Raw genomic sequence first — 24006 nt, 5'->3', positions numbered from 1 at the left:
GATGACCGTCGTTCGCCTCAAACTTCTGATCGACTATGAACGCAAATCAACGGCGGAAGCGCCGCCATCACCATGTTTGGCAAACCTATCTCCGCCCGTGGACAACGGACAGGGGCTTGTTCTGTCTGCAGGACGGACGCGTCTTTCCGAGCGGCACGCGCGTGCTTGCGGTGCAAACCGACTTCTACAAGCTTCAGCGCCTCACGCCTCACGATCTGACGCTGCTCAAATTGCTCTTCGGGCAAGGACATCCCGCGGCGGTCCGCACACACGCCAGCCTAGTCGCGGGGCTGATTGCGCCATTCGAATCGGCGGAGCGCTTCCGAGGAAGTCCGAACTGGTCAGAGATCGAAGCGCAACTCGATGAGCACGCGTCGAACGTGCTCGAGGATTACCACGCCAGCATTGAATCATCTTTTAGGCCGTCGCTGGAGCGTGCCCTGGCAGGTGACCTCGGCTTCTATGCCGACGACGACGAGTGCATCACGTTCCTTAATTATCTATGCACGCAATATTTGCGGACCCGCGGCATTAAGGAGCGCGTTCTTGAGCTCAGTCCGGCCCTCGAACGTGTCTGGAACGTTATAATCCACATTGCGGCGACGAATGTCGGTGCCAGCCTGTACCTCGAGCGCAAGAGGCGCAAACTCGTCGTCGTTCAGAACTTCTCCAAGGTACCATTCGTTGTCAGTGACCAGCCGGCAATCAATCTGAAGGGCAGGCGCCCCGTTCCGACCGACCGGTTGTCGATTTACTATCCTATCTCGCCGACCGCGGCGCTGCTTATGGCGGATGTTGACGAGGAGCCGCTCTTTTCCGCTACCGGTCTTACCGCTGAGCAAGCGAACGAGCTCAACCACTTAGTCGTGCGCGCCGCACACCTGCAGGTGTTTGCACGGTCGGCCTCGTGTCTTGAGCGATATGCCGACGTCCGCTAGATTGCGACGGCATCGTTTCAACGGGAAAGACCGTCAGAGTTTTGATTGGACGTGTCCCCAGTTGATATCGTCCTGAGGGCATCGACCTCCTTAAGGGATTCGAAACGCGATAGGCGACCAAGCAGCGTTACTCTAACGTTGTGGCTCCGCGGTCTGATCAGAATTTGGGGACCGCGTCGGTCTCGCAGCTTTGCGAGCCTCCAAAGCAGCCCGTGCCGAAGCGACCTCTGAATTCGCCCGACGCTTTCGCTTGTGCGGGACTGGACGGGCATTCAAGGCTGGAATTCTGAACCGCGGGTACTTTTCGATCTGCGCCGACAGTGTCTCGGTCCAACGGTCACCGTAGTCGATGCCCGAGTTCGCTTCTTTCGGCCGATGACCCGTAATGAAAGCTTCAACTTCGCGATCCATCTTCACGTCTCGGGCCACGCTTTTGAAGAGATGGCGCCATGCATGGTTGGGCTTGACGCCGACTGGAATGCCGAGGCCGTGAACCCATTCGCCGATCCGTTCGGCGACCTTCTTAAACTGCGGGTTACCGGGCTTCCCACCGCGGCTCCGGTCGGGCTCATAAAACAATGGCTTGTTCAACTTGCGTCGTTGATCGACGTAGTCGAGGAAGCCCTGTGAATCGGAACAACGCGCCACTGATTAGTCTTCTCCAGTGAGGGCTTGATCGCCAGTGTCCAGATATTTTTCGGCCCCTTCTTGATGTCCTCGGGGTAAAGGCTGGTCAGCTCGTTGACCCTGGCACCGCTGTACGCGCAGAGCCACGGCAGCCAGCGCCGTGCCGCGCGCATTTCGGCGGAGATCAGATGACTCGGCGTGGAGAGCGTTCCCCTCAGGACCAGCTCCGCTTCTTCGGGATTGAAGCCCTTGCGGGGCGGCTCGCTGTTGAGCTTTTCCCGCTGAGCGACCGCTCCGTCATCCTCTCGCACGCGGATACCGCGGAAAGCGTTCAGGTCCAGCTTGCGCCGCTCGACCATGAATCCGGCGGTGGCGGACAACGCTGCGATCCAGACGTCCCTGATGCTCTTTCGGGCAAAGCCCTTTTCGACCAGATGATCGACCCACTTGTAGCCGTCGGCCGTCGTCATCCGCTTTAGGTCGCGGTGGCCGATAAAGTTGCAGAACGCGCTGATCTTTGGGCGCCACCGCTTCGCCGTCGGACCGAACTTGCCCCCCTTCAGTCCGCCCTTTGCTGCGAATTCTTCGAAGGCCCTGATCAGGTCGAGCGCGGGAGTCGTGCGGGACGGGATCTTGGTCAGGTCGGCGATCTGATCGTATTCGCCGAGGCGCGCGTGCTGGAGGTCCTTTACGGCGTCCCCTCGCGCCTTCTCAAGGAGCGGCTTTAGGCGTTCGACGTTCTCCGGAGAAACGTCGTAGCCGCCCTTTTCGAGAAGCTCGATCGCATCTAGGTGAAGGGATTCCTCGTCGGCGGCGACAATACGCACCAGGCCGAAGCCGGTTGGGGGCTCCTGCATGTGGGCGTTACGAATCCGAGAGTGGAGCTCTCCGCGTATGGCGTGCAGGTCCTGGTGGGTCAGCTTGAGGGGCGGCGGGGCGACGGCCTCTTCCGCGGCAGGGGCCCGCGCTGCGTCCGCCCGCAGCCGTGTCCAGTCGGCCTCGATGGCCGCGTTGACGGCTCCGATCCTGATGAAGGCCTGCCGTTGGTCCTTGGTCTGAAGACTGGCCCAGACCTCGGTCTTACCGACCAAATGGCGAATCTTCTCCGGGACCTTCTTCCGGATCCAATAGAAGTCGCTGGTGGGCCGTTTGATCGGGGTCGGCATCTTGATCACGGGCATGGTGGAGCACCTCGGTGTAGCACCGGCCGCTCAAGAAGCCCTGAAAATGAAGGATAGACTTGTAAAGAAGGGGTCTTTTGCTCCCGTCAGGGGAGAGTCCCTCCCTCTCCGCCATGTTTTTCAGATAGCGAAAAAGTCCCTGAAATTCAGGGGATCCAGATCCGCCGTTCGCTCCCTTGTCGACGTGCCGCAGGCGACGGTTCGCTGCGATGGCCGGTCGGGCTCGGTGCTGTCGATCTGCTCAGGCCGGCTTGAATGGACGATGAGGCTGGATACATCGGCTATCTATGGCCTCATCGGGACGCTTGTGTGGCCGCAAACTCGAAAAGCAGGCGAGCACGCGCCAGGACAGCCGCCCTCACGGAGGCGGCGACTTGCTCAGGAAAACCGGTCGGCAGCGCTGCCAGAGCGGCATCGGTTGTTGCGACCGCGCGTCCGGCGAGATCCTCGAATAGACTGCGCATCAGCTCGGCGCCAACGCCGGCGAGGGCCGCAGTCTGCATGAAATGACGCGGCACGATCTCGTTGACCAGATAGTGCCGGTTCTTTCCGACCGACATTGCGAGCTTGAAGGCCTTCTGCTGGATCTGGCCATCGTCGAGACTGGGTTGGGCGGTCAGCACGTCGTAGAGTGGGGTGAGACGGAAGCGTCCACCGGGGCTGATGGCGATGCTGATATTCTTGGCGTGGCCATCCGTGGCACCGAGCATCCAAAACAGGATGCAGGCGCGCATGAAGGTGGCGATATCCTCGTCCGGTTTGTCGCTGCCTTTCAGCAATTCGACAATATCACGAATACCAGGGCCGCCATCGGATTGATACTTGCGCGTGGGCGGCACGGAGAGGGCCTGGCACATATCCTCCTGCGGCAGCCGCAGCAGCCGTCCGTCCTTGGTCCAGCGCCGGTCGAACCGCTCCACGACCAGCGTCCGCCGGCCCCCGAAATCAGCGATCTCGGTGTTGGTGGTCGGCACGCCCAGGGCGGCGAGCAGTTTGAGGCAGAGGTATTCGTTCTCGACGCTGTTCGACAGATCGACGCCATTCGGCAGTTGCCCGATCTGGGGTTTGAGGATGTGCGTGGTGGCCGCAGTGCCGGACGGTTTGAGCCACCGGCCATTGACACGTAGCAGGGCAGTCTTCTCTTGGGCGCCTGCGATGGAGATGCGGAAATCCTCATCCTCGCCCATGCCCAGCGGCGCACTGGCCAAATTGTTGATGAGCGTGGCCACTTCGTCGTTGCTGACGGGCGTGCCATCGATGGCGCCGGGCGAACCCGGATCGACGCCGTCGGGCAGGAATTGCAGCGCGCCCACGCAATCATGGCCCAGTGCGGCCAGCAGGCTGTAGGCATCGATCCCGTCGGCGCCGACGCGCTCGGCGACGCGCTTGCGGATCGCGTCGCTGTCGGGGAGCAGATTGTCGAACACATTGATGACCGGTGCGCCGATATAGCGGTCTTCACGCAACGGAAGCGACAGCGACACCGGGAACGTGTTTTCCCAATCCAGCCATCCGCGCGCGTATTGGAAGTCGGTGGCGCCCGTCGATTCGCGGCGCAGGACGCCGACGAGCCGACCGTTCAGAAAGACGTTGAGCGGCACATGGGTGCGCTTGCGCGCCATCTCAGAACAGGTCCTCGATGTCTGCGGGCGCTGCCTTGCTCCGGGGCCGGACGACCAGCTCGAGATCGAGCGCCGACAGCGCGGCCATCAGGGTTCGCAGTTGGATCGCGGGTTCTCCGGCTTCGAGGCGGGACACCGTGGCTTGGCGCAAATGGATATGATCGCCGAGCGAGCCTTGGGTCAGGCCGGCCTGCTTTCTGACACGGCGCAAGATGGCGCCGAGCTGTTTCTCGTTGCGGGCGATCTGGTCGGTCATGAGAGCCTCCCCACCCAGAATACGCGCTCGCGTATAATTCGTCAATATACGCGCTACAGTATATATCACAGAATACGCAAACGCGTATATCATCGTATTATACGCATACGCGTATGTCCGATTGGACCTTGTAACCGCGCCCGCCGCCGATCAAGTCGGGACATCCCTGCTGCTGAGCAAGCACGCTTGTGCGCAAGCACTTTCCCAGATCATGGAGGGTGCGGGCTGAGGGCTGGTCCGACGATCCGGCTCCCCACCACGGGCTTTGGAACAGGCGCGCCAGCAAGCAAGTCTGCTCGTGATCAAGCTAACGCCCGGAAACTGCGCTATCTCGCGACCTCGGCGCGCTGGACGAGTGGGCGCAGGTGATCGCGGCACAGCCGCCCCCTTCAAGGCGGATGCGCGGGCGGTCTTTTCGAAGGTGCGGACCATCTGCCGGATTATCGAACTTATACTCGGCCTACCGCGCCCTCGACGCGCGCAGGGAGAGGGCGGCGCGCAGGGAGATCGTGGAAGTGGTCATGCCGGGCTTCCCTGTGCGGCGGCCTCGTCAGGCGACAGCACGGCGATATCGAACGGCAGGAAGTGCTTCGTGTTGCGGGTGATGATGACGAGTTCATGCGCTGCGGCGGTCCCGGCAATCACGGCATCAGCCATGCCGGGGTCGTGACCGGCCGCAAGCGCCTTCGCTTCCAGCCGCCCGCCGATTGCGGCGGCCTGGGCATCGAAGCCGATGATCTTGTCATCGTATGTCGAGACGAGACCACTCAGCCACGCCTTCAGGCTCGCGGCCTTCGTTTTGGCTCCCTTGCGGTCGAGGCGCGCGATTCCCTTCTCGATCTCATGGATGGAGACGACCGACAGAAATAGCCGTCCATCTGCGTCCATGCGGTCCAGCCAGGTGAGGAAGTCAGCGGATGCTTCCGACTTCGCCGGCGCCAGCATGGAAACCACGTTGGTGTCGAGAAGGAAGCCGCTCAAAGCTCAACATCCCGCGACGGCTTGCGGTTGCGTGGAAACTCTCCGCCTGGAAAAGTCCTGAGATAGCTGACGAGGCCCGCCCGTTTGCGATCGAGCGCCTTGCGCGCGATCTCCGCCGCCTCGACCGAAACCATTGCCGCCACGGGCTTACCATGACGGGTGATGGTCACGATCTCTCCTTTGATGGCTTCATCAACGAGGCTGGAAAATCCGGCCTTGGCGTCTCTGAGGTTGATGGTCAGCATGTCGCGCCTCACATATGTAGCCATATGTGACTACATGTAGTTCATTGAAGGGCGGATTTCAACGCCCATTATCGGTATCCGGAGCGTCAGTCGCCGCGTCGAAGAACTCATCGAACAAGCGACGAGCGCGACAAGATATTTGCGCTCTGGCCGTAAAGGGAAACAGGCGTTCGATGCGGGAGAAGGCGAGAACCTCCCGCAAGGATCTCGATCAGGCCGACGAGCACGCTGGCGCAGGCGTAACACTGCAGAGACGCCTTGTGGTTGTCGAGGACGTCGGCGCCATCGCCTTATTATTTGAGACTGCGTAGTGACGGACGTGCTCCGCAGAAACACCCGGAAATTCGGCCAAAGAAGAAATGGCCTGCATCCCTTCTTCTCCGCCCCTGGCGCTGCCCACGAGTTCCGTCCTTCACCAGCCATGACGTTTGACGCGCCGGCTGGTTCAGTCGCGGCTGCCTTCGTCACTGTCCGACTTGCCCATGGGCCCCCGGCCTGAACTTTGGCTGGCGGCCTGGCTCATTCCGTATGGTTAATGCCTCGTTAACCTTTTCCGCGCCAGGAAGGAGGTCGGGCTGGATGCGTGGCACCGGCTCTTGTTCGGGAGTGCGAGAATGAACCGATTCAAGCTTGGCGATGAGGTCTGCAAGGACAACGGACGCCGCGGTGTCGTCCGTGCGATCTTCGTGAACCGGGACGCGGCGCGGATGTGCGCGGTCGAGATCAATGGCGCGCTGGATTTCATCGACGAATCGAAGCTGTCGCCGCCGCAGCAAGCCGACCTCGCAGCCTGATCGTCTCACTTATTCGGCTCGATGATGCGAAGCTGATCAGGTCGTCATCGCGGTCCGAACGCTGGTTACGACGGAGAGATGCCGGGCAATCGAATGTTCGGTCGCCCGGCTTTCTGCATCGAGCCGATCGGTCACCGGCCGGTATCAGGCCGGTTGCGAGAACACCGTCACGGCCGGCACGGGGCCGGTGTAGCGCTCGACCTGCGCCACGCCGGTCTGGCCGCAGTTGCCCTGTGCCAGTCGCGAGGTCGCGATCCCTGTGGTCAGAGCGTTGACGTCGCCATATCGGCACAGGCTGCCGATCTCGCGCGGATCGACCGGGTCGAACCAGCCCCCCTCATTGATGCGGATGACTCCGGGACGAATGTCCTCGGTGATCTTCACGCCGGCCAGAATCTGGCCGCGGTCGTTGAAGACCCGGACCACGTCGCCATCGGACAGTCCGCGCGTCGCCGCGTCCTGCGGATTCATCCAGCACGGTTCGCGCCCCGCCACCGCATAGCTGCGCCGGTTCGAGGTGCCGCAGAGCTGGGAATGCAAGCGCATCTGAGGATGGTTCGACGCAATGTGCAGCGGGTATTGCGTTGTCGGGCCATCGAGTCGTTCGATCGGCTCCATCCAGGTCGCGTGCGGGGGGCAATCGTCGTAGCCGTATTTCTCGATCGCCGCTGAGTACAGCTCGAACTTGCCCGACGCGGTGCCGAGCGCGTTCAGAAGCGGATCGGCACGGAAATCCGCGTGACGCACGAAATTCGCCTGCTCGGGGCTGAGAGGGAATTCGAGCGGTTTGTTGCTGTCCCAGAACACGTCGAACACCGGCATTTCCATGCCCTTGGCCCGCGCTTCGACCTTGGCGGCCTCGTAGAGGCCGCGGATCCAGTCCATTTCGCTGAGGCCTTTGGTGAACTCGAAGCCTTTGCCGAGCTTGGCGGCGATCGCGGCGAAGATGTCGAAGTCGTTGCGCGACTCGAACATCGGCTCGACAATCTTCTTCATCGGCACGATGTGGCTCAAGGCGTAGTCGCCGACCTGCTCGATGTCGTTGCGCTCGTAGCTGGTAGTCGCGGGCAGCACGATATCTGCATGCCGCGCCGAGGCCGTCCACTGGAAGTCGTGGACGATGAAGGTGTCGAGCTGCCGCCAAGCGCGCAGCATCTCGTTGCGATCCTGCTGATGCGAAAACGGATTGCCGCCGGCCCAATAGGCCAGCTTGATCAGCGGCAGCTTGATGTCGTGCCCGTTGAACTGCATCGTCTTGCCGGGATTGAGCAAGGTCTCGACCAGTCTCGACACCGGAATGGAAACCGCGCCGCTCTGGGCGAGCCACGCCGCCCCCTCGACCTTCTGCCCCGAAGCATCGTCGATCGCCTTAAGAATCGGCGTCGTGTGCGTCGGAGCTCCGCCCGATGCGTAGTGATAGCTCAAGCCGTAGCCGCCTCCCGGCAGGCCGATCTGTCCGAGCATCGCCGCCAGCGTGATCAGCATCCAGTGAATCTGCTCACCGTGATGCTGACGCTGCGTCGAGTAACCCAGCGCCAGCATTGTTCTGTTCGCTGCGAAACGGCGTGCAAGCTCCTGGATCTCGGCCGCGGGCAGCCCGCAGATCTTGGAGGCCCATTCGGCGGTCTTCGGCGTGTTGTCGGTCTTGCCGAGCAGGTAGGGCAGGAACTTGTCGAATCCGGTCGCGTAGCGCGACAAGAACTCCGCGTCATGGAGCTTTTCGGCATACAGCGTGTGAGCGATCCCGAGCATCAGCGCGACGTCGGTCTGCGGCCGGGGGGAGATCCATTCGCCGTTCAGTTCCTTGCAGGTTTCCGTTCGGATAGGGTCGATACAAATGACCTTGGTGCCGGCGGCCTTCAGGGCCTGCACGCCGGGGAAAGCGCCGTGATCGGCGACTTGCCAGGAAATCTGCGAGTTGTTGAGCGGGTTGCAGCCCCAAAACACCATCAGCTTGCAGTTCTCGGCGAGGTTCTTCCAGGTCGTGCACTGTTCGTAGACTTCGATCGAGCCGGAGACGTAGGGCAGAATGACCTGGGCCGCGCCGGTCGAGTAGTCACCGGCACTGTTGGTGAAGCTGCCGGTCAAATTCAGCATGCGCCGCAGCAACGTCTGGCAATTGTGAATCTTGCCCGGGCTCTTCCAGCCGTAGGAGCCGGCGAAGACGGCCTGCTGTCCATACTTCTGGCGCACCCGGGTGATCTCGCCGGCGACGAGCTCGATGGCCTTGTCCCAGCTCACCCGCACGAAATCGCCGCTACCGCGTCCATCCGGATCGGCGCCCGGACCATCCTTGAGCCAGGCGCGCCGCACCATCGGATAGCGGATGCGGGATTCCGAATAGATCGAGTCCATGACGCCGGGAAGCTGCGGCGACGGTGCCGGATCGCCTTCCCAGGGCACGAACGCCGTGGCCCGTCCGTCCTCGACCTTGCCGTAGAAGACGCCCCAATGGCACCCGGACAAGATCTGTCGGGTCTGGCCTTGCGCTTCAGCACCGCGACCGAACAGGCCGAGGCCGGACAAGCCGAGGGCCGCCGCTGCTGATCCCTTCAGAAAGTCCCGTTTGGATAAAGACAGGCTGTGTGCAGCCTTTGACAGCGTATTATTGGTCATAACCTGCCCTTTCATAGTCCCTGGCATTGTCCTGTTCGTGACCTGTCTCGCTGCAGAGGCCTTGGCCGATGCGGTCGAGCAGCGGGACGAGGAAGCGTGCCAGATTTCCGCAGTAATTAGGTCCGTCGGCTTGGATGAGGGCTTCGCTGAAGCGAGGCACCCACCCGCGCAGATCGCTCAGCAGCGCAGATACGACATCCTTGCGCTCCTGCCGCAGCGCTTCCGCGAGCACTGCGAGGCAGATACCGAGGTGGTCGGGCATTTCCTTGCACGCGCTGTCGAGGTGGATGTCGAGATCGCGCATCAGGCGCTTCATCCGAGTCACGGCGGGGCCGCCCAGTCGGTCAGTCCCGTCCCAAACGCTCGCATAGGGAAGAACGCAACGCTGCCGAAACATGCCTTCGAACAGCGCCACATGCCGGCGCTGCAACGTTTCGGCGACGCTCTCACTCGAATCTGCGTTCAGCATCTGGCAGATCGTGTCGGCTGCCTGCTGCTGATTCAGCGACGCTCCAATCTCGCGGAGCGCAATCTGACCCCGAAGGCTGCGGATGGATCGAACCTGCTCGGCGTCCGGCGGAGCGAGAAATTGCTTCGCCAGCCACTCGCTCGTCAGAACCGTATCCGCGCCGTCGGGATCGAAAGAGCTCATCGCGCCGCTCAATGCTTGGTCTCCCCGCTTGCCTCGTTCAGATCCTTTGAATGGTTCTGGAGGTAGGCCAGGATCAGCCGGTATTGATCGTCACTGAAGGACGTGAAGCGCTTCATCGCCTTCAACGTGCCGATCCACTGGTTCGCCGTGAAGTGCGTCTTTTGCGGCAGGACGTGGCAGGCCGAGCACGACTTCTGGAACGTCGTCGCGCTGTAGCTCCACAGTGCCTGGCGGTCGGTATTGAGGTTCTTGTCGTCGCTCCACAAGGTGATCTGAACCGGCACCCAAGTCTGGCCGGTCTCGCTATCCTTCTCGACGGTACCGCGTTCGACGGCGGCAACGGCGTCCTTGTCGAGGACCGCCACCATGATGCGATGGCCTTTGCTCTGGTAGATGATCGAAGGCACATCGGTCATCTGCCAGCCCTTCACAGTGAGCTGCACCTTGTCGCCCACACGTTGTCCGACCTTCCCATGTGCGCCTCCGAGCAGCTTGCCCTGCTCCGGGGTGGCGCTGCCGACGCCACTCTGCGACACCCACAAGGACTTGGTACCGGCGACCCACACGTCGGCGCCTTGCACGATCGCAGTCTGGGGTGACACCGGCAGCGTAGGCGCAACTCGCACCGCGTTCTGCAGCATCACCACCTTGTCGGTGCGGTTCGGCTCCGGCATGCCGGGCGCGGGTTTGTCGACCGCCGGGACGTGCTTCAAGTAGAGCGCCATCGCCTCCAGATCGTCGCGGGGAAGCTGTGAGGTGTTCTTGATCACTTCGGCCATATCGCCGGCGGCTGTACGACCGATCGGATTCACGCCAGTGGCGAGGTAGTTCGCGATCGCCGCAGGCGACCAGAAGCCGATGCCGGTCTCGTCGGGTGTGATGTTCGGAAAGTAATCGACGCCGTCAGGCGCGGGGCCACCGGAATAGCGTTTGTCGGCAATGACGTTGCCCATGACGCCGCGCGGCGAATGGCATTCCGCGCAATGCCCGGGGCCTTCCACGAGATATTCGCCGCGCCTGAACTTCGCGACATCGACGCCTGCGGGGACGGGGACCTCCTTGCGGACGCCGTCGAGGAACAGGAGTCGCCAAGCGCCGACGCCCCGGCGGATGTTGTACGGGAATTTCAGCTCGTGGTCTGAGACGACATTGCGGATCGGCGCAAGCGTCTTGAGGTACGCGAACAAATCCCGGACGTCGGTGCCCTTCAGTCTCTGATACGAGGTGTAGGGGAATGCCGGATAGAGGTTCTTGCCGTCCGGCCAGATCCGGTCCGGGCCGACGCCCTCGCGCAATGCGCGGTCGAACTCGGCGAGCGTCCATCCACCCAGACCGGTCTCGCGGTCGGGTGAGATGTTGGGCATGTGAAACACGCCGAATTGAGTCTGAAGCGTCCCGCCGCCGCCGAGCTTCGTATCGTCCTGTTGTCCGGGCGTCATATGGCAGGTCGCACAATCCGATGCGACGAACACCTTCCGGCCGTTGGCGAGGTCGGCGCCGGCGAGATCGATCGTCTCGCGCGACGGGTGGGTGGCAGACCACAACCAAGGAGAGGTCAAAGCCAGGAAGCCGGCCGCACCGAGGAGCACACAGGTCCCGGCCAGAAGATAGAGTTTTTTGTGCCGCAGTCGCATGTGCTTGCCTCCTGGCATTGGAAAGCGTCCAGTGGATAAGCCTTATCCTAGTAGGGTGAAGGCTGCGGCGGGCTGCCGGCTTGTGAGGGAAATGTAAATGGCTTGTAAACAGGCTGCGGCGAGGGGCGTCGTTGACCTGCGCAGGACGCGTGAGGGCGATTGGCCGAAGGAGCAGTGGTGATAGCTTGGCCCGCGGAGTTGACCGGCCCGTTGCTGTTGCGTCAGCAGAAGCAATTGGTCGACAGGACGATCAAGCTCGCCCAGGAACGAGGCTATTCCGACGGGGCCAGTTCGCTGCGCGCAGCGTGGACCGAATCGATCGACAGCCTCAACGAAGGGCTGGTCGCCTATCTGGCCGATCATGTGCGCAGCGGCGGACATAACGGACGCTACGATTACCGCGTCGATAGCCGGTTTGCCCGGCTTCGCCGAGCCGCTCAGGCTCACCACGACCTCGGCATCCCGCTCGAAATGCATAATGGGCTGTTCAAGATATACCATCGAGCCTATCGCGAACACTTCACGGACCTTTTCTCCCAGGCATCGGTCAAGGACGAAGCTGCGCTGCAGCTCTCGCCACCCGATGAATTCATCCGAAGGCTCGACGACTTTTTCGGCGAAGCTGAACTCGCCATGCTCGCGCCCTGGGCAGCGACCGAATCGAAAGAAGGTGCGTTCGCCGAAACGCAGAGACGCCTCACGCGTGAGCGCGACCAGTATTTCGCGGCGCTCGAGAGCTTGCGTAGCCCTGTTCTGATCGTCGCCGACAACGGCACGCTGATCACCGCCAACCAGGCGGCGCTCCAGACGTTCGCAGGCGTCTCGGAGCCGGGCGGGCTGAACTATCGCTTGGCCCTACAAACCCATCGCAAGGATCTGCAGGCAGTCGTCGATCAGATCGTCGGCGTCGCCGGGAACGAGTGGGACGCCATCTGGATGCCGACCCGCCTCGGCAGCCGATGCTTCGATATTCGGCTGCGGCGGGTGGAGGATACGGCGAACAAGCTGGAGGCTTCGCTGATCCTGCTGCTCCATGATGTCACAGAACATCGGGCGGCAATTTCCAAGGCGCGCGAATCCGAGCGCACGATGTCGTTGTTTCTGGCGGCGATGTCCCACGAAATCCGTGCCCCGCTTCACAGCATTCTGGGCATCGTGGGCCTGATGAAGGAGGCGGACGGCCAGCAGCAGCGCGAGCTCATCGATCTGCTCGAAATCTCGGCCCGTTCGCTGAATTCAACGCTCGGCAATGTCATGAATTTTTCACGCTTCGAGCATCAGGCGCCGGTGCCGCGGCCGGAGAAGGTGATCTTGAGCAAGGCGCTCAATGACGTCATCCGGGTGAAGAGCGTTTTCGCGCGGCAGCGGGCGATTCCTCTCCGGCTGGATCGAGCGGAGGGAATGCCCGACGAGGTCCAGCTCGATTGGTCGATGTTCGAACAGGTTCTCGGCAATCTGATTCAGAACGCGTTACGCTACGATGATGGACGCGGCGTCGAGGTCAGGGCTCGCCTCGATAGAGGCGCGCTCGTCTTCCGTGTTTCTGATCACGGTCCCGGCTTGCCCGAAGAGATCGCCGAGATGCTCAAGCATCCGCCGAGCGAGCTGCGGCCGAGGGTGACGCACCGAACCGGTTCGGGGCTCGGCCTCGCGATCGCGCAACGAATGACGCTCGCGCTCGGCGGAAGCCTCGATGCGATCGAGGAACGCGACGGCGCCGTCCTCGAGATCCGTCTGCCTCTCGTGCTGCCCGATCCGGGAGTGGCGGCCGATGGCGCTGGTCTTGGACAGAGGCAGCTTGGTCTGAGCTGCCTTCTGGTCGATGACGACGACATCAATGCCTGGGTCACGACCGCGATGCTGGAGCGGGCGGGCTTGGCGGTCGATCACGCGCAGAGCCTTGCGGAGGCCAATGTCCTGCGTGATGCGGCATCGGACCAATATGACATCTTCATCGTCGATTATCGGCTCCCTGACGGGACCGGTGTTCAATTCGCCGAAGACCTCCGGCGTGATCCCGCATACAGCGCCACCCCGCTCTTTCTCCTGAGTGCGAATGTCGATGTCGTGCGGGAATCGGCAGAGCAACGCGGCCTGTTCACCGCCCTGCTTCAGAAGCCGCTCGATGCCGAAGCCTTGTCCAAGGCCATCTATGGGCTCTCACCTCGCCCCGCTGACATGCTCGGCGGATTGTCCGACGCTGCACGCACCAAGATGGCCGATGCGTTCTTGCAGAGCTGGGTGGAATTTCGATCGATGTTGAGCGAGATCAAGCCCGGATGCCCCGATGTAGAGCTCACTGTGCAAGCCCACAAGCTGGCGAGCGGCTCGGCGATCTTCGGATTCAACGACCTCGCCACGATGTTGCGTCAACTCGAGCAAGCCGGCGTGGAACGAGCGCCATGGTCAGTCACGGGACCGATTGTCAGCCGTCTACTCGCCTATGCGCTTCCCGAAGGCTGCCTGGCCATCGGCCCTACAAAACAGTCGAAATGAGTTCTGCGGCGAAAATTCTCCTGGTCGACGACGATGTCCTCATCCATTTCATGGTCGAGGACATTGGCAGACAGATGGGGCACTCGATCACCTGTGCGGCCGACGGGGCGGCCGGGCTGGCCGCGCTCAAGGACGAGCATTTCGACCTCGTCATTCTCGACAGACGGCTGCCCGATACCGACGGCTTGCTTCTCGCACCTGAGATACAGGCGGACGCGAGATCGTCCTTCATCGTTCTGTCGAGCCTGTCCACGCCGAACGATCAGTTGCTGGGGCTCGGTCTCGGTGCGCTCGACTATGTCAGCAAGCCAGTCGAGCCGGCCGTGTTGAAGGCTCGCATCGAGAGACACCTTGCGACGCGTCGCGACACGTCCGCCCCTGCCGTATTGTCGATCAGCGAGACGTTTCATTTGAATCTCGTGACCCGCCGGCTCGCCGTTGCCGGACGAACGGAGTGCCTTTCGCCGGCAGAGAACCGCCTTCTCGCTCATTTCATGAAGAATGTCGAGATTCCCCAAAGTCGCAGCGACATCAGCAAGGCGATCGGGGGGCGGGAGTGGGTTTACGGCGACCGCACGGGCGATGTGCTCGTTTCGCGACTCCGGAGGCGGATCTCCGGGAGCACGCTGCAGATCATCACGGTTCACGGTCTCGGTTATTCGTTGACCGAGGGCTCAGGCGCGTGATCGTCGCGCGCCGCGCTGACCGTCCGAACTGACGGGGATCGGCCGGGACCGCGCTCCGCCGTGCGGGGCGGGGGCAACTGAGTCTCCCCGCGATGTGAGGAGTCGAGATGCAAGGAGTCGACCGGGCCGGTCAGACGTCCGACTTCGTGGGCTCCGTGACGTCCGAGTTCAGCGCGGGCTGAAGCGGGGCTTCGTCTGTCGGACGAAGCCGCAACCGGTCCGCCGCGATCGCAACGACGTCGTCCCAGCGCGCCAGGAAGACATCGACGCAGGCTGGATCGAAATGCAGGCCGCGCCCGTTTTCGAGATGCTGCCGCGCTACCGGCAAAGGCATTGCCTCTTTATATGGGCGGGCGGTGGAGAGCGCGTCGAACACGTCCGCGACCGCGACAATCCGGGCCGCGATGGGAATCTCGTCGCCTTTGAGTTTGTTCGGATAGCCAGTGCCGTCCCATCGCTCGTGATGGGCGACGGCGATGTCGGCGGCGAGCCGAATCAGCTCGCACCGACTGCCGGCGAGGATCGACGCGCCGATCGTGGTGTGGGTTTGCATGACGGCGATCTCGTCCGGCGTCAGCTTGCCCGGCTTGAGGAGAATTTGGTCGGGGGTGGCAACCTTGCCGACATCATGCAGCGGGGCGGCTAGGTAAATCTCCCGGCACAGCCTTTCCGGCAATCCCAGTCCTTCGGCGATCATTCGGCTGTACTTCGCCACCCTGAGGGTGTGATCGCCGGTGTCGTTGTCGCGATATTCGACCGAGAGCGCCAGCCGCAGGATGATCTCCTCCTCGCGCTCCTGCAGCGCGTGGGTGGCGCGTGCCACTTCGCTCGCCAGCAGTGCGGCGCGATCATTCAATTTGCGGACCGCGGAGCCGAGCCGGATCATGTTGCGCAGCCGGACCTGGGTCTCCAGATTCTTCGGGTGCTTCGGGAGAAAGTCGGTCGCACCGGCGTCGAGCGCGTGCAGCCGCACCTCGTCGCTTTCGATCGAGGTGATCATGACGATCGGGACGTCGGAGAACTTCGGCAGGGATCGCAGCCGCCGGATCAGGCTGATGCCGTCCATATGCGGCATCTCGTAATCGACGAAGACAATGTCGATATCGAGGTTGCGGGCCGAAGCCAGCGCCTGCAGCGGGTCGGTAAAGGCGATCACATGGACCTGTCCGTCCGCTTCGATGGTTCGCGTCAGGTATTCCAAAGCCGATCGACTGTCGTCAACAACCAGTGCCTGAATTAACATTCTGTACAACCAGAAATCCCTGCGTCGAACTTGACCCTATCAGTTACCCCTTAAGTTCAGACTAAGTGTGTGCCGCTTGGCGATCGTTTGATCTAATAATGAATTTTGGAGCTACCCCGTAGTTCACCGTATAGAGGGCTTCCAGTTATGCGTCGGGTGCTCAGAGCTCTGCGACAACGGGGCGTAGTACACTATTTTAATAATTGCGCGTCACGCTCTGCGGTATCGACAAAGTAATCGTGTGGCGGCGATCGAGTCGCCTCGCGGCTGGGGCGTGCAATGACGTTAGAACCCACCGAAGCGGGAGGCGCGCTTCGGCTCCCTTCCGATTGTAGTATCTCGTCCATCCGAAGCATCCACGAGACGATCCAGGAAGCGCTCGGTCGCCAAGGCCCGCTGGAGATCGACTGTTCAAGAGTGAACAGGGCCGATCTCACCTCGATCCAGCTCCTGCTGTCGACCGCCAAGACCGGAGCGGCCCAAGGGCGCCCGGTGGTGCTGACCGAGCTCTCCGAAGTCCTGCGCACCACCATCGAGCGCGCCGGCTTTGCCGGCGACGAAATGATCGACCAGCATTTCCCGCAGAAGAAAGGTGGCTCGCAATGGCCACGATCCTGACTGTCGACGATTCCCCAAGCATCCGCCAGATGATCAAGGTGACGCTCGAGCCGGCCGGCCACAGCGTGCTCGAGGCCGGCGACGGCGCCCAGGGCCTGTCGAAAGCCCAGGCCACCAAGGTCGATCTCGTCATTACCGACCTCAATATGCCGGTGATGAACGGGCTCGAGCTGATCAAGGCGCTGCGCAAGCAGCCCAATTTGGTCGGCCTGCCGATCGTGTTTCTGACCACCGAGTCCAACGACGCGGTCAAACAGGAGGCCAAGAGCTGCGGCGCCACCGGCTGGATCACCAAGCCGTTCAAGCCGGAGCAGCTGCTCTCCGTGGTGAGCAAACTGGTGCGGTCATGACCACGATCGATCCGGCAGCAGTCTTCCGCCAGGAGGCGGCCGAGCTGTTCGAAGTGCTGGAAGCGGCGCTGCTCGATCTCGGCCAGAACCCCGACGACCGCGAGCTGGTCGATTCCGCGTTCCGCGCCCTGCACACCATCAAGGGGTCGGGCGCGATGTTCGGGTTCGACAAGGTCGCCACCTTTACCCACGAGTTCGAGACCGCGTTCGAGCGCGTCCGCAAGGGTGAGATCAAGCCGACCCATGATCTGGTGTCGGTCGCGCTCGCCGCCAAGGACTACATCCGCGCTCTGATCGAAACGCCCGACGAGACCGACGCGATCATCGGCGATGCGATCCTGGCCGACCTCAGCCGATTCGTTTCGCCGACCGCAGCCGTCGAAGCGCCGGTGTCGTCGCCTGTGCCGGCACGAGCGCAAGCGTCGGAGCGCCGGCAGGTCGGATGGCATCTGCGCTTTGAATTCGACTCCCAGATCCTGCGCAACGGATCCAATCCGCTGGATCTGCTCGATGACCTCAGCAAGCTCGGCTCCTGCTTCGCAACGCCGCTGACCGACGGCATTCCGTTCCTCGATGAGCTGGTGCCCGAGGATTGCTATTTGAAGTGGGACGTCTCGCTGCATTCGGATTGCGACAAGGCCGCGATCGACGACGTCTTCATGTTCGTCCAGGACGAGATGCAGCTCGTTCTGGAGCCGCTGTTCGAAGGCGAGGCTCCGCAGCCGGTGCCGATGCTCGAACTGCCCGAGGTGTCGATTCTGCCTCCGGAGCCGCCGCAGCATGCGGAAGAGGCCGTGCCTGCGCCGCAACCGGCTGCGACCGTGGCACCGGCCGTGGAGCGCCGCAGCGGCGAGCCGCGCCGTGCCGACGACCGCGGCATCGCCACTGTCCGGGTTCAGGCCGAGCGGCTCGACGAACTGATGGACCGGGTCGGCGAACTGGTGATCGCACAGGCACGCCTCAGCCAACTCGCCGCCTCCGGCGACGACATTTCGATCAAGCTGATCGCAGAAGAGATCGAACGGCTCGCCTCCAGCCTGCGCGACACCACGATGGGCGCGCGGATGGTCCCGATCGGCTCGCTGTTCGGCCGCTTCCACCGTCTGGTCCACGATCTGTCGCGCGATCTCGGCAAGCCGGTGGAGTTCATGACCTCGGGTGAGGACACTGAACTCGACAAGACGATGATCGAGTGCCTGGCCGATCCGCTGGTCCACCTGATCCGCAACGCGATCGATCATGGCATCGAATCGCCGTCCGCGCGGGTCGCTGCCGGCAAGCCGGAGCAGGGCCGGATTGAACTCGCCGCCGTGCATGCCGGCGCACAGGTCCTCGTGACCGTGAAAGACAATGGCGGCGGCCTGAACACCGCTCGGATCCGCGCCAAGGCCGAAGAGCAGGGCCTGATCACGCCGGGAGCTTCGGCCACCGACCAGGAGATTCATCAATTTCTGTTCCACCCCGGCTTCTCGACGGCGCAAACCGTCTCGGCGCTGTCCGGCCGCGGCGTCGGCATGGATGTGGTCAAGCGTACCATCGAAAACATGCGCGGGACGATCGATCTCTCGACCGTCCCCGGCGTCAGCACCACCGTCACACTGCGCCTGCCGCTGACGCTGGCGATTATTGAAGGCCTGCTGATCCGGGTGGGCGGCGGTCGCTACATCATCCCGCTGTCCGCCGTGGAAGAGTGCGTCGAACTCACCGCCGAGGATGAGCGTTCGCGCAGCCGCAACTTCCTCAACGTCCGTGGCAATCTCGTGCCGTTCCTGCGCCTGCGCGAAATCTTCGATGCCGACGGCGAACCGGATCAGTACCAGAAGACGATCATCATCTCGACGGGAGAGACCCGCGTCGGCCTGGTGGCAGACCAGATCCTCGGTAACCACCAGACCGTGATCAAGTCGCTGTCGAAGCTGCACTCCGACGTCACGATCTTCTCTGGCGCGACGATTCTCGGCGACGGCACCGCCGCCCTGATCCTCGACGTGGTGCAACTGGTCGGGCTCGCCCAGGCGCAGGCGGAAAAGCAGATGAGCGAGGCAGCCTGATGAACAGCGATAGGGTCCAAAGTGCAGCCGACGGTGATGCCGACGCGATGCAGGTGGTCATGATCGGGCTAGGCGATGAGAAATTCGCGCTCGACGCCGGAACGGTCCGCGAAATCATCGATCCCATTCCCGCCACCAAGGTCGCCGGCGCCAAAGCGTTCGTCCCGAGCGTGATCAACGTCCGTGGCAATGTCATTCCGTTCGCCGACTTGCGCATCCGCTTCGGCATGCCGGTGCTGAACCACACCGCTGACAGCCGCATCGTGGTGATCGAGGTTCGCATCGACAACGAGCCGGTGCTGGTCGGCGTCAGTGCCGACCGGGTCTACGAGGTCACCGAGATTTCCCGCACCGACGCGCAGCAGACGCCCCGCGTCGGCATGCATTGGAAGCCGGAATACATCCGCTTCATCACCAAGTGGCGCGACGAATTCGTCGTCGTGCCGAACATGGAACGGATTCTGAATTGAGCGCCCTCGGTCCGACATCCGGCGGCGCCTGCCGCCAACCTACGCTGAAGTGAGGAAGACATGGCCGAAACCGCGCAATATCTGACGCTCGGACTCGCCGGCGAGACGTTCGGCATGGCGATCCGCAACGTGCGTGAAATCCTCGACATGCGGCCGATCTCGCGGCTGCCGCATGCGCCGGAGTTCATGCTCGGCATGATCGACGTGCGCGGCACCGGTTATCCAATCCTCGATCTACGGCTGAAGCTGGATCTGCCACCGGTGCCGACCACCGATGCAACCCGCATCATCATTCTCGACGTGCCGGTTGCGGGCCGCGTCGTCGGCGTCGGCTTCGTCGCCGACTGTGTCTACGAAGTCACCGATATCGAAGAAAGCTCGCTCGAACAGGTCCCCGACGTCGGCGGCAAATGGAAGTCGGACTACATCGCCGGCATCGGTCGCAAGGGCGATCGCTTCGTCATCATTTTCGATCTGGCGCGCCTGATGGCCAGCACTGACGTGTCGGCCGGCGCTGCCGCGAACCCATCGAACGACCTGGCGGCTTGAGCCGCCCGGTCCGGATCAGTTGTTGCGTGAGTTTGGCCCAAATCTTCGACCTCTAAGGAATCTCGACATGAGACTGACTGTCAAAGCAAAGCTGGCCGGCGCCTTCGGTGTCGTGATCCTGCTGTCCGCCATCGCCGGGGCGGTGGCTTATTTCAAGCTGAGCGAGATGACCGCGACCACGACGGCTCTGACGGCGGCGGCAGACCGAATGGATAAAGCCAACCACTTGAACGAAATGCTGCTGCAGCAGATTCGGGCAGAAAAGAACGCCATCCTGGCGACTGCCGAGAACGAGGTGGATCGCTACGTTGCGGAGATCGCCAGCATTCGCACGAAGCTGATGCGAGCAAGAGACGAGGTCCACGCCCTTGCGAGCGAAAACGGCAAACGGATTCTCGACAAGTTCTCCGCGGCGTATCTGCGCGTCAACAACAGCGAGGATCAGGCCCTCCGGTTGGCAAAGTCCGACAAGGCGAGGGCGACCGAACTGTCGAGCACTGAGGTTCGGAAGGAGATCACCGAAGCAACGGCCGATCTCAACGAATATATCAACTACGTCAGGAAGACGATGTCGGATCGGTCGGAACAGGCGATCGAGGACGGCGCTCGTGCACAGCTGATGCTGATCAGCCTCGTCATCGTCTCGTTGATCATCGCTCTGATCGCTGCGACCTGGATCGCGGTCAATATCAGCCGCGGCCTGTCGCGGGCTGTGGGGCTTGCCGACGCGGTGGCGATCGGCGATCTCAGCCAGAAAATCGACGTCTCCAGCAACGATGAAATCGGCGATCTGGTGAAGTCGCTGAATGCGATGACCGCCAACCTCAACGCCACGGCGGATGTCGCCAACGAGATCGCCCGCGGCAATCTCACCACCGAGGCCAAACGGCTGTCCGAGAAGGATACGCTCGGCATCGCGCTCGAGCAGATGGTCGAGAAGCTGCGCCAGATCGTGTCGGAAGCGCTCACCGCGGCTCAGAACGTCTCGGCCGGCAGCCAGGAACTGTCGGCTAGCGCCGAGCAACTCTCGCAAGGTGCCACCGAGCAGGCCTCTTCGGCCGAGGAGGCTTCCTCGTCGATGGAAGAGATGGCGGCCAACATCAAGCAGAACGCCGAGAACGCCAGCCAGACCGAAAAGATCGCCGCGCAGTCCGCCAAGGACGCCGAAGCCAGCGGGGCCGCCGTGGGCCGCGCCGTTCAGGCGATGCAGACGATCGCCGAGAAGATCACCATCGTGCAGGAGATCGCACGGCAGACCGACCTTCTGGCGCTCAACGCCGCGGTCGAAGCGGCCCGGGCCGGCGAACACGGCAAGGGCTTCGCGGTGGTCGCCTCGGAAGTCCGCAAGCTCGCCGAACGCAGCCAGGCGTCCGCGACCGAGATCGGCGAACTCTCCGGCGAAACCGTGCGGGTCGCGCAGGAAGCCGGCGATATGCTCGCCAGGCTGGTGCCGGACATCAAGAAGACCTCCGAGCTGGTGCAGGAGATCTCGTCGGCCTGCCGCGAACAGGATGTCGGATCGTCGCAGATCAACCAGGCGATCCAGCAGCTCGACAAGGTCGGCCAGCAGAACGCCAGCGCCTCCGAGCAGGTCTCCTCGACCTCGGAGGAGCTCGCCTCGCAGGCCGAGCAGTTGCAGTCGACCATCGCGTTCTTCCGCATCGAGCAGGGCACGTCTGCGTCGCACGGCGCTCCGCTCGATAAGGCCGTGACTCAGCTCCGCGCCAAGGCCGCCCACATGGCCGCCGTCGATCGCGGCCCCAAGAAGCCTGTGGCCGCCAAGCCGCAGCGCCAGCTCAAAGCCGCCGGCGGCGGTGGTTTCGCCTTCGCGCTCGGTGACGGCGAAGACGACCGCGACGCTGACTTCCAGCGCTGAGCGGTAAGCGGGATCGTGCGCCCGCGAGCCAGACCAACAGCGGTGAACGCCTGATCGGGCGTTCACCTTCCCAAAGCGCCGATCGGCGGTTGCACGATCGATTGCAGCAGTTTGTCCGTTGCGAGACGAGCGGTCGTCGGACCGGCAGTTTGAGTATTCCCCATGGTCCAAGCTAATCGTCAATTGTCGGACAGGCAGTTTCGCTCGCTGGCCGAGTTGATCGAAGGTCAGGTCGGCATCAAGATGCCGACCGCCAAGCGTCTGATGCTGGAGGGACGTCTCCACAAGCGGGTGCGAGCGCTGAACTATTCGGGTGTCGGCGAATATGTCGACAACCTGTTCGACAAAGCGGTCCTCGACGAAGAGCTGACGCATCTCATCGACGTCGTCACCACCAACAAGACCGACTTTTTTCGTGAGCCGCAGCACTTCGAGTTTCTCAGAACTGTCGCGGTACCGGAGCTTCTCAAGCTGCCCGACCGCAAATCCAACGATCTGAAGATCTGGAGCTCTGCGTGTTCGACCGGCATGGAGGCCTACACCACCGCGATGGTACTGGACGACATGGTGCAGGCCGGCCGCCGGTTTCAGTTTCGGATCCTCGGAACCGACATTTCGACCGCCGTGCTGCGCGTCGCGACGGCCGCGATTTACAATCGTGAAGTGATCGCGCCTGTGCCGGCACCGTTTATCGAGCGTTACTTCCTGACCTCGCGTGACCGCGCTCGGCAAGAGGTGCGGGTGGTTCCGGAACTGCGTCGGCTGACCAACTTCACGCGGATGAACCTGATGGATTCGTCCTATCCGGTGGACCGCGACGTCGACATCATCTTCTGCCGCAACGTGCTGATCTATTTCGACCGCGACACCCAGCGCAAAGTGGTCGAGCAGTTGTGCTCGCATCTGCGGCCGGGCGGCTATCTGCTGGTCGGCCACTCCGAGTCGATGATCCACAGCGCCCTGCCGAAGTTAAGGCAGGTTCAACCAACCGTCTTTAGACTATAGGGATGATTGGAGCGCACCAGATGGCGAAGCAGAAGGTCAGGGTTCTCATCGTCGACGACTCCGCCTCGGTGCGACAGGTCCTTGGTAGTATCCTCGGCGAAGATCCCGAGATCGAGGTGATCGGAACCGCGTCGGACCCCTTCGTCGCAGCGAAGCGGCTGCAGAACGAATTGCCCGATGTCATCCTGCTCGACATCGAGATGCCGCGGATGGACGGCATCACATTCCTGCGCAAGATCATGGCGCAACATCCGATCCCGGTGGTGATCTGCTCGTCGCTGACGGCCGAGGGCTCGGACTTGATGTTCGAGGCGCTCGAGGCCGGCGCCGTCGATATCGTGCCCAAGCCGCGAGTCGATACCCGACAGGCGCTGATGGAGAGCTCCGGCCGGCTGCGCGAAGCGATTAAGTCCGCGTCGCGCGCCCGGGTCCGTCCCCGCGCGGCGCGCAAGGTGATCGAGCAAAAGCTGACAGCGGACGCCATCATTCCGCCGCCGGTCGCCGGACGGTCGCGTCCGACCACCGAGCGGATCGTGTGTATCGGCGTCTCGACCGGCGGCACCGAAGCCCTCTACGACGTGCTGGAGGTGCTGCCGCCGAACTGTCCGGGCATCCTGATCGTCCAGCACATGCCGCAGGGCTTCACCGCCGCCTTCGCCAAGCGGCTCAACGCCGGCTGCCGGATCAACGTCAAGGAAGCCGAGGACGGCGATCCGGTGCTGCCGGGCTGGGCCTACATTGCGCCGGGCGCCCGCCACATGCTGCTGGTGCGCAGCGGCCTGCGCTATCAGATCGCCATCAAAGACGGGCCGCCGGTGTCGCGGCATCGCCCCTCGGCCGACGTGCTGTTCCGCTCCGCCGCCCAATATGCCGGCGCCAACGCTCTCGGTATCATCATGACCGGCATGGGCGACGACGGCGCGCGCGGTCTGCTCGAGATGCGCAAGCTCGGTGCCTCCACCTGTGCGCAGGATGAAGAGAGCTGTGTGGTGTTCGGCATGCCGAAAGAAGCGATCGCCTGCGGCGCGGTCGAGAAGGTGGTGTCGCTGAACCAGATTCCGCGCGAGATCATGGCTTGGCAACAAGCGAAGCAACCGGCCTCAGCGGATTGATCGC

The 24006-nt window shown here is 62.7% G+C and carries 22 protein-coding genes; 13 read left to right on the top strand and 9 right to left on the bottom strand.

All coding sequences use genetic code 11. The features are described from left to right. The first annotated feature begins 35 nt into the window (after positions 1-35). The gene (locus tag DNX69_RS15550) at positions 36-938 is read left to right on the top strand and encodes a DUF4238 domain-containing protein (protein ID WP_110786860.1); all 903 of its coding nucleotides are present in this window, start codon (positions 36-38) and stop codon (positions 936-938) included. 375 nt (positions 939-1313) lie between these two features. Next, the gene (locus DNX69_RS26105; protein ID WP_133256018.1) at positions 1314-1568 is read left to right on the top strand and encodes a hypothetical protein; all 255 of its coding nucleotides are present in this window, start codon (positions 1314-1316) and stop codon (positions 1566-1568) included. Here DNX69_RS26105 and DNX69_RS15545 read toward each other — a convergent pair. The 5 genes from DNX69_RS15545 to DNX69_RS15525 all read right to left on the bottom strand — a co-directional run bounded on the left by DNX69_RS15545 (position 1526) and on the right by DNX69_RS15525 (position 5850). Then, complete coding sequence (locus tag DNX69_RS15545; protein WP_110786859.1) at positions 1526-2746, bottom strand: DUF6538 domain-containing protein; 1221 nt, start codon at positions 2744-2746, stop codon at positions 1526-1528. The genes DNX69_RS26105 and DNX69_RS15545 overlap by 43 nt on opposite strands. Positions 2747-3039: 293 nt before the next feature. Continuing rightward, positions 3040-4368 (bottom strand): type II toxin-antitoxin system HipA family toxin, encoded by a 1329-nt coding sequence (locus DNX69_RS15540; RefSeq protein ID WP_110786858.1) that lies wholly within the window; start codon positions 4366-4368, stop codon positions 3040-3042. A gap of 1 nt (position 4369) precedes the next feature. Next, the gene (locus DNX69_RS15535; protein WP_110786857.1) at positions 4370-4624 is read right to left on the bottom strand and encodes a helix-turn-helix domain-containing protein; all 255 of its coding nucleotides are present in this window, start codon (positions 4622-4624) and stop codon (positions 4370-4372) included. Positions 4625-5143: 519 nt separating this feature from the next. Further along, complete coding sequence (locus DNX69_RS15530; RefSeq protein WP_110786856.1) at positions 5144-5605, bottom strand: type II toxin-antitoxin system VapC family toxin; 462 nt, start codon at positions 5603-5605, stop codon at positions 5144-5146. Continuing rightward, on the bottom strand, positions 5602-5850 hold the full coding sequence (locus DNX69_RS15525; RefSeq protein WP_165825270.1) for a type II toxin-antitoxin system Phd/YefM family antitoxin: 249 nt from the start codon (positions 5848-5850) through the stop codon (positions 5602-5604). The genes DNX69_RS15530 and DNX69_RS15525 overlap by 4 nt, the downstream gene beginning before the upstream one ends. A gap of 614 nt (positions 5851-6464) precedes the next feature. Here DNX69_RS15525 and DNX69_RS15520 point away from each other — a divergent pair. Then, on the top strand, positions 6465-6644 hold the full coding sequence (locus tag DNX69_RS15520; RefSeq protein ID WP_110786854.1) for a hypothetical protein: 180 nt from the start codon (positions 6465-6467) through the stop codon (positions 6642-6644). A 144-nt stretch (positions 6645-6788) separates the two neighbouring features. On the opposite strand, the gene torA is transcribed toward DNX69_RS15520, so the two are convergent. The 3 genes from torA to DNX69_RS15505 are packed head-to-tail and all read right to left on the bottom strand — an operon-like array spanning position 6789 to position 11546. Next, positions 6789-9260, bottom strand: a complete 2472-nt coding sequence (gene torA / locus DNX69_RS15515) for a trimethylamine-N-oxide reductase TorA (RefSeq protein WP_110786853.1) — start codon at positions 9258-9260, stop codon at positions 6789-6791. Beyond that, the gene (locus DNX69_RS15510) at positions 9250-9912 is read right to left on the bottom strand and encodes a TorD/DmsD family molecular chaperone (RefSeq protein ID WP_110786852.1); all 663 of its coding nucleotides are present in this window, start codon (positions 9910-9912) and stop codon (positions 9250-9252) included. The genes torA and DNX69_RS15510 overlap by 11 nt, the downstream gene beginning before the upstream one ends. 8 nt (positions 9913-9920) lie before the next feature. Beyond that, on the bottom strand, positions 9921-11546 hold the full coding sequence (locus DNX69_RS15505) for a c-type cytochrome (protein ID WP_110786851.1): 1626 nt from the start codon (positions 11544-11546) through the stop codon (positions 9921-9923). 159 nt (positions 11547-11705) lie between these two features. On the opposite strand from DNX69_RS15505, the gene DNX69_RS15500 reads away from it, so the two are divergent. Both DNX69_RS15500 and DNX69_RS15495 read left to right on the top strand, forming a co-directional pair. Continuing rightward, a complete protein-coding gene (locus DNX69_RS15500; RefSeq protein ID WP_133256017.1) occupies positions 11706-14042 on the top strand; it encodes an ATP-binding response regulator in 2337 nt (778 codons plus the stop codon). After that, positions 14039-14728 (top strand): response regulator transcription factor, encoded by a 690-nt coding sequence (locus DNX69_RS15495; RefSeq protein ID WP_165825269.1) that lies wholly within the window; start codon positions 14039-14041, stop codon positions 14726-14728. The genes DNX69_RS15500 and DNX69_RS15495 overlap by 4 nt, the downstream gene beginning before the upstream one ends. A gap of 130 nt (positions 14729-14858) precedes the next feature. On the opposite strand, the gene DNX69_RS15490 is transcribed toward DNX69_RS15495, so the two are convergent. Continuing rightward, entirely contained in the window at positions 14859-15971 is a 1113-nt protein-coding gene (locus DNX69_RS15490; protein ID WP_110786848.1) for an HD-GYP domain-containing protein, read from the bottom strand. A gap of 279 nt (positions 15972-16250) precedes the next feature. Here DNX69_RS15490 and DNX69_RS15485 point away from each other — a divergent pair, with 279 nt between their 5' ends. From DNX69_RS15485 to DNX69_RS15450, 8 genes are all read left to right on the top strand, one after another. Beyond that, positions 16251-16589, top strand: a complete 339-nt coding sequence (locus DNX69_RS15485; RefSeq protein WP_110786847.1) for an STAS domain-containing protein — start codon at positions 16251-16253, stop codon at positions 16587-16589. Then, complete coding sequence (locus DNX69_RS15480; protein WP_110786846.1) at positions 16574-16939, top strand: response regulator; 366 nt, start codon at positions 16574-16576, stop codon at positions 16937-16939. The genes DNX69_RS15485 and DNX69_RS15480 overlap by 16 nt, the downstream gene beginning before the upstream one ends. Then, the gene (locus tag DNX69_RS15475) at positions 16936-18990 is read left to right on the top strand and encodes a chemotaxis protein CheA (protein ID WP_110786845.1); all 2055 of its coding nucleotides are present in this window, start codon (positions 16936-16938) and stop codon (positions 18988-18990) included. The genes DNX69_RS15480 and DNX69_RS15475 overlap by 4 nt, the downstream gene beginning before the upstream one ends. Continuing rightward, a complete protein-coding gene (locus tag DNX69_RS15470) occupies positions 18990-19460 on the top strand; it encodes a chemotaxis protein CheW (protein ID WP_110786844.1) in 471 nt (156 codons plus the stop codon). Before DNX69_RS15475 ends, DNX69_RS15470 begins: the two co-directional genes overlap by 1 nt. Before the next feature lie 60 nt (positions 19461-19520). Beyond that, complete coding sequence (locus DNX69_RS15465; RefSeq protein WP_110786843.1) at positions 19521-20009, top strand: chemotaxis protein CheW; 489 nt, start codon at positions 19521-19523, stop codon at positions 20007-20009. Between the two features lie 67 nt (positions 20010-20076). Beyond that, positions 20077-21885, top strand: coding sequence for a methyl-accepting chemotaxis protein (locus DNX69_RS15460; protein ID WP_110786842.1), 1809 nt, complete (start codon positions 20077-20079; stop codon positions 21883-21885). 162 nt (positions 21886-22047) lie between these two features. Further along, a complete protein-coding gene (locus DNX69_RS15455; protein ID WP_110786841.1) occupies positions 22048-22890 on the top strand; it encodes a CheR family methyltransferase in 843 nt (280 codons plus the stop codon). 20 nt (positions 22891-22910) lie between these two features. Next, entirely contained in the window at positions 22911-24002 is a 1092-nt protein-coding gene (locus DNX69_RS15450) for a protein-glutamate methylesterase/protein-glutamine glutaminase (RefSeq protein WP_110787646.1), read from the top strand. The last annotated feature ends 4 nt before the right edge of the window (positions 24003-24006 follow it).

Source organism: Rhodopseudomonas palustris, from assembly GCF_003226555.1.
GTDB lineage: Bacteria > Pseudomonadota > Alphaproteobacteria > Rhizobiales > Xanthobacteraceae > Rhodopseudomonas > Rhodopseudomonas palustris_I.
Note: the sequence above shows the minus strand (reverse complement) of the source record. Positions and strands in the feature narration are given on the sequence as shown.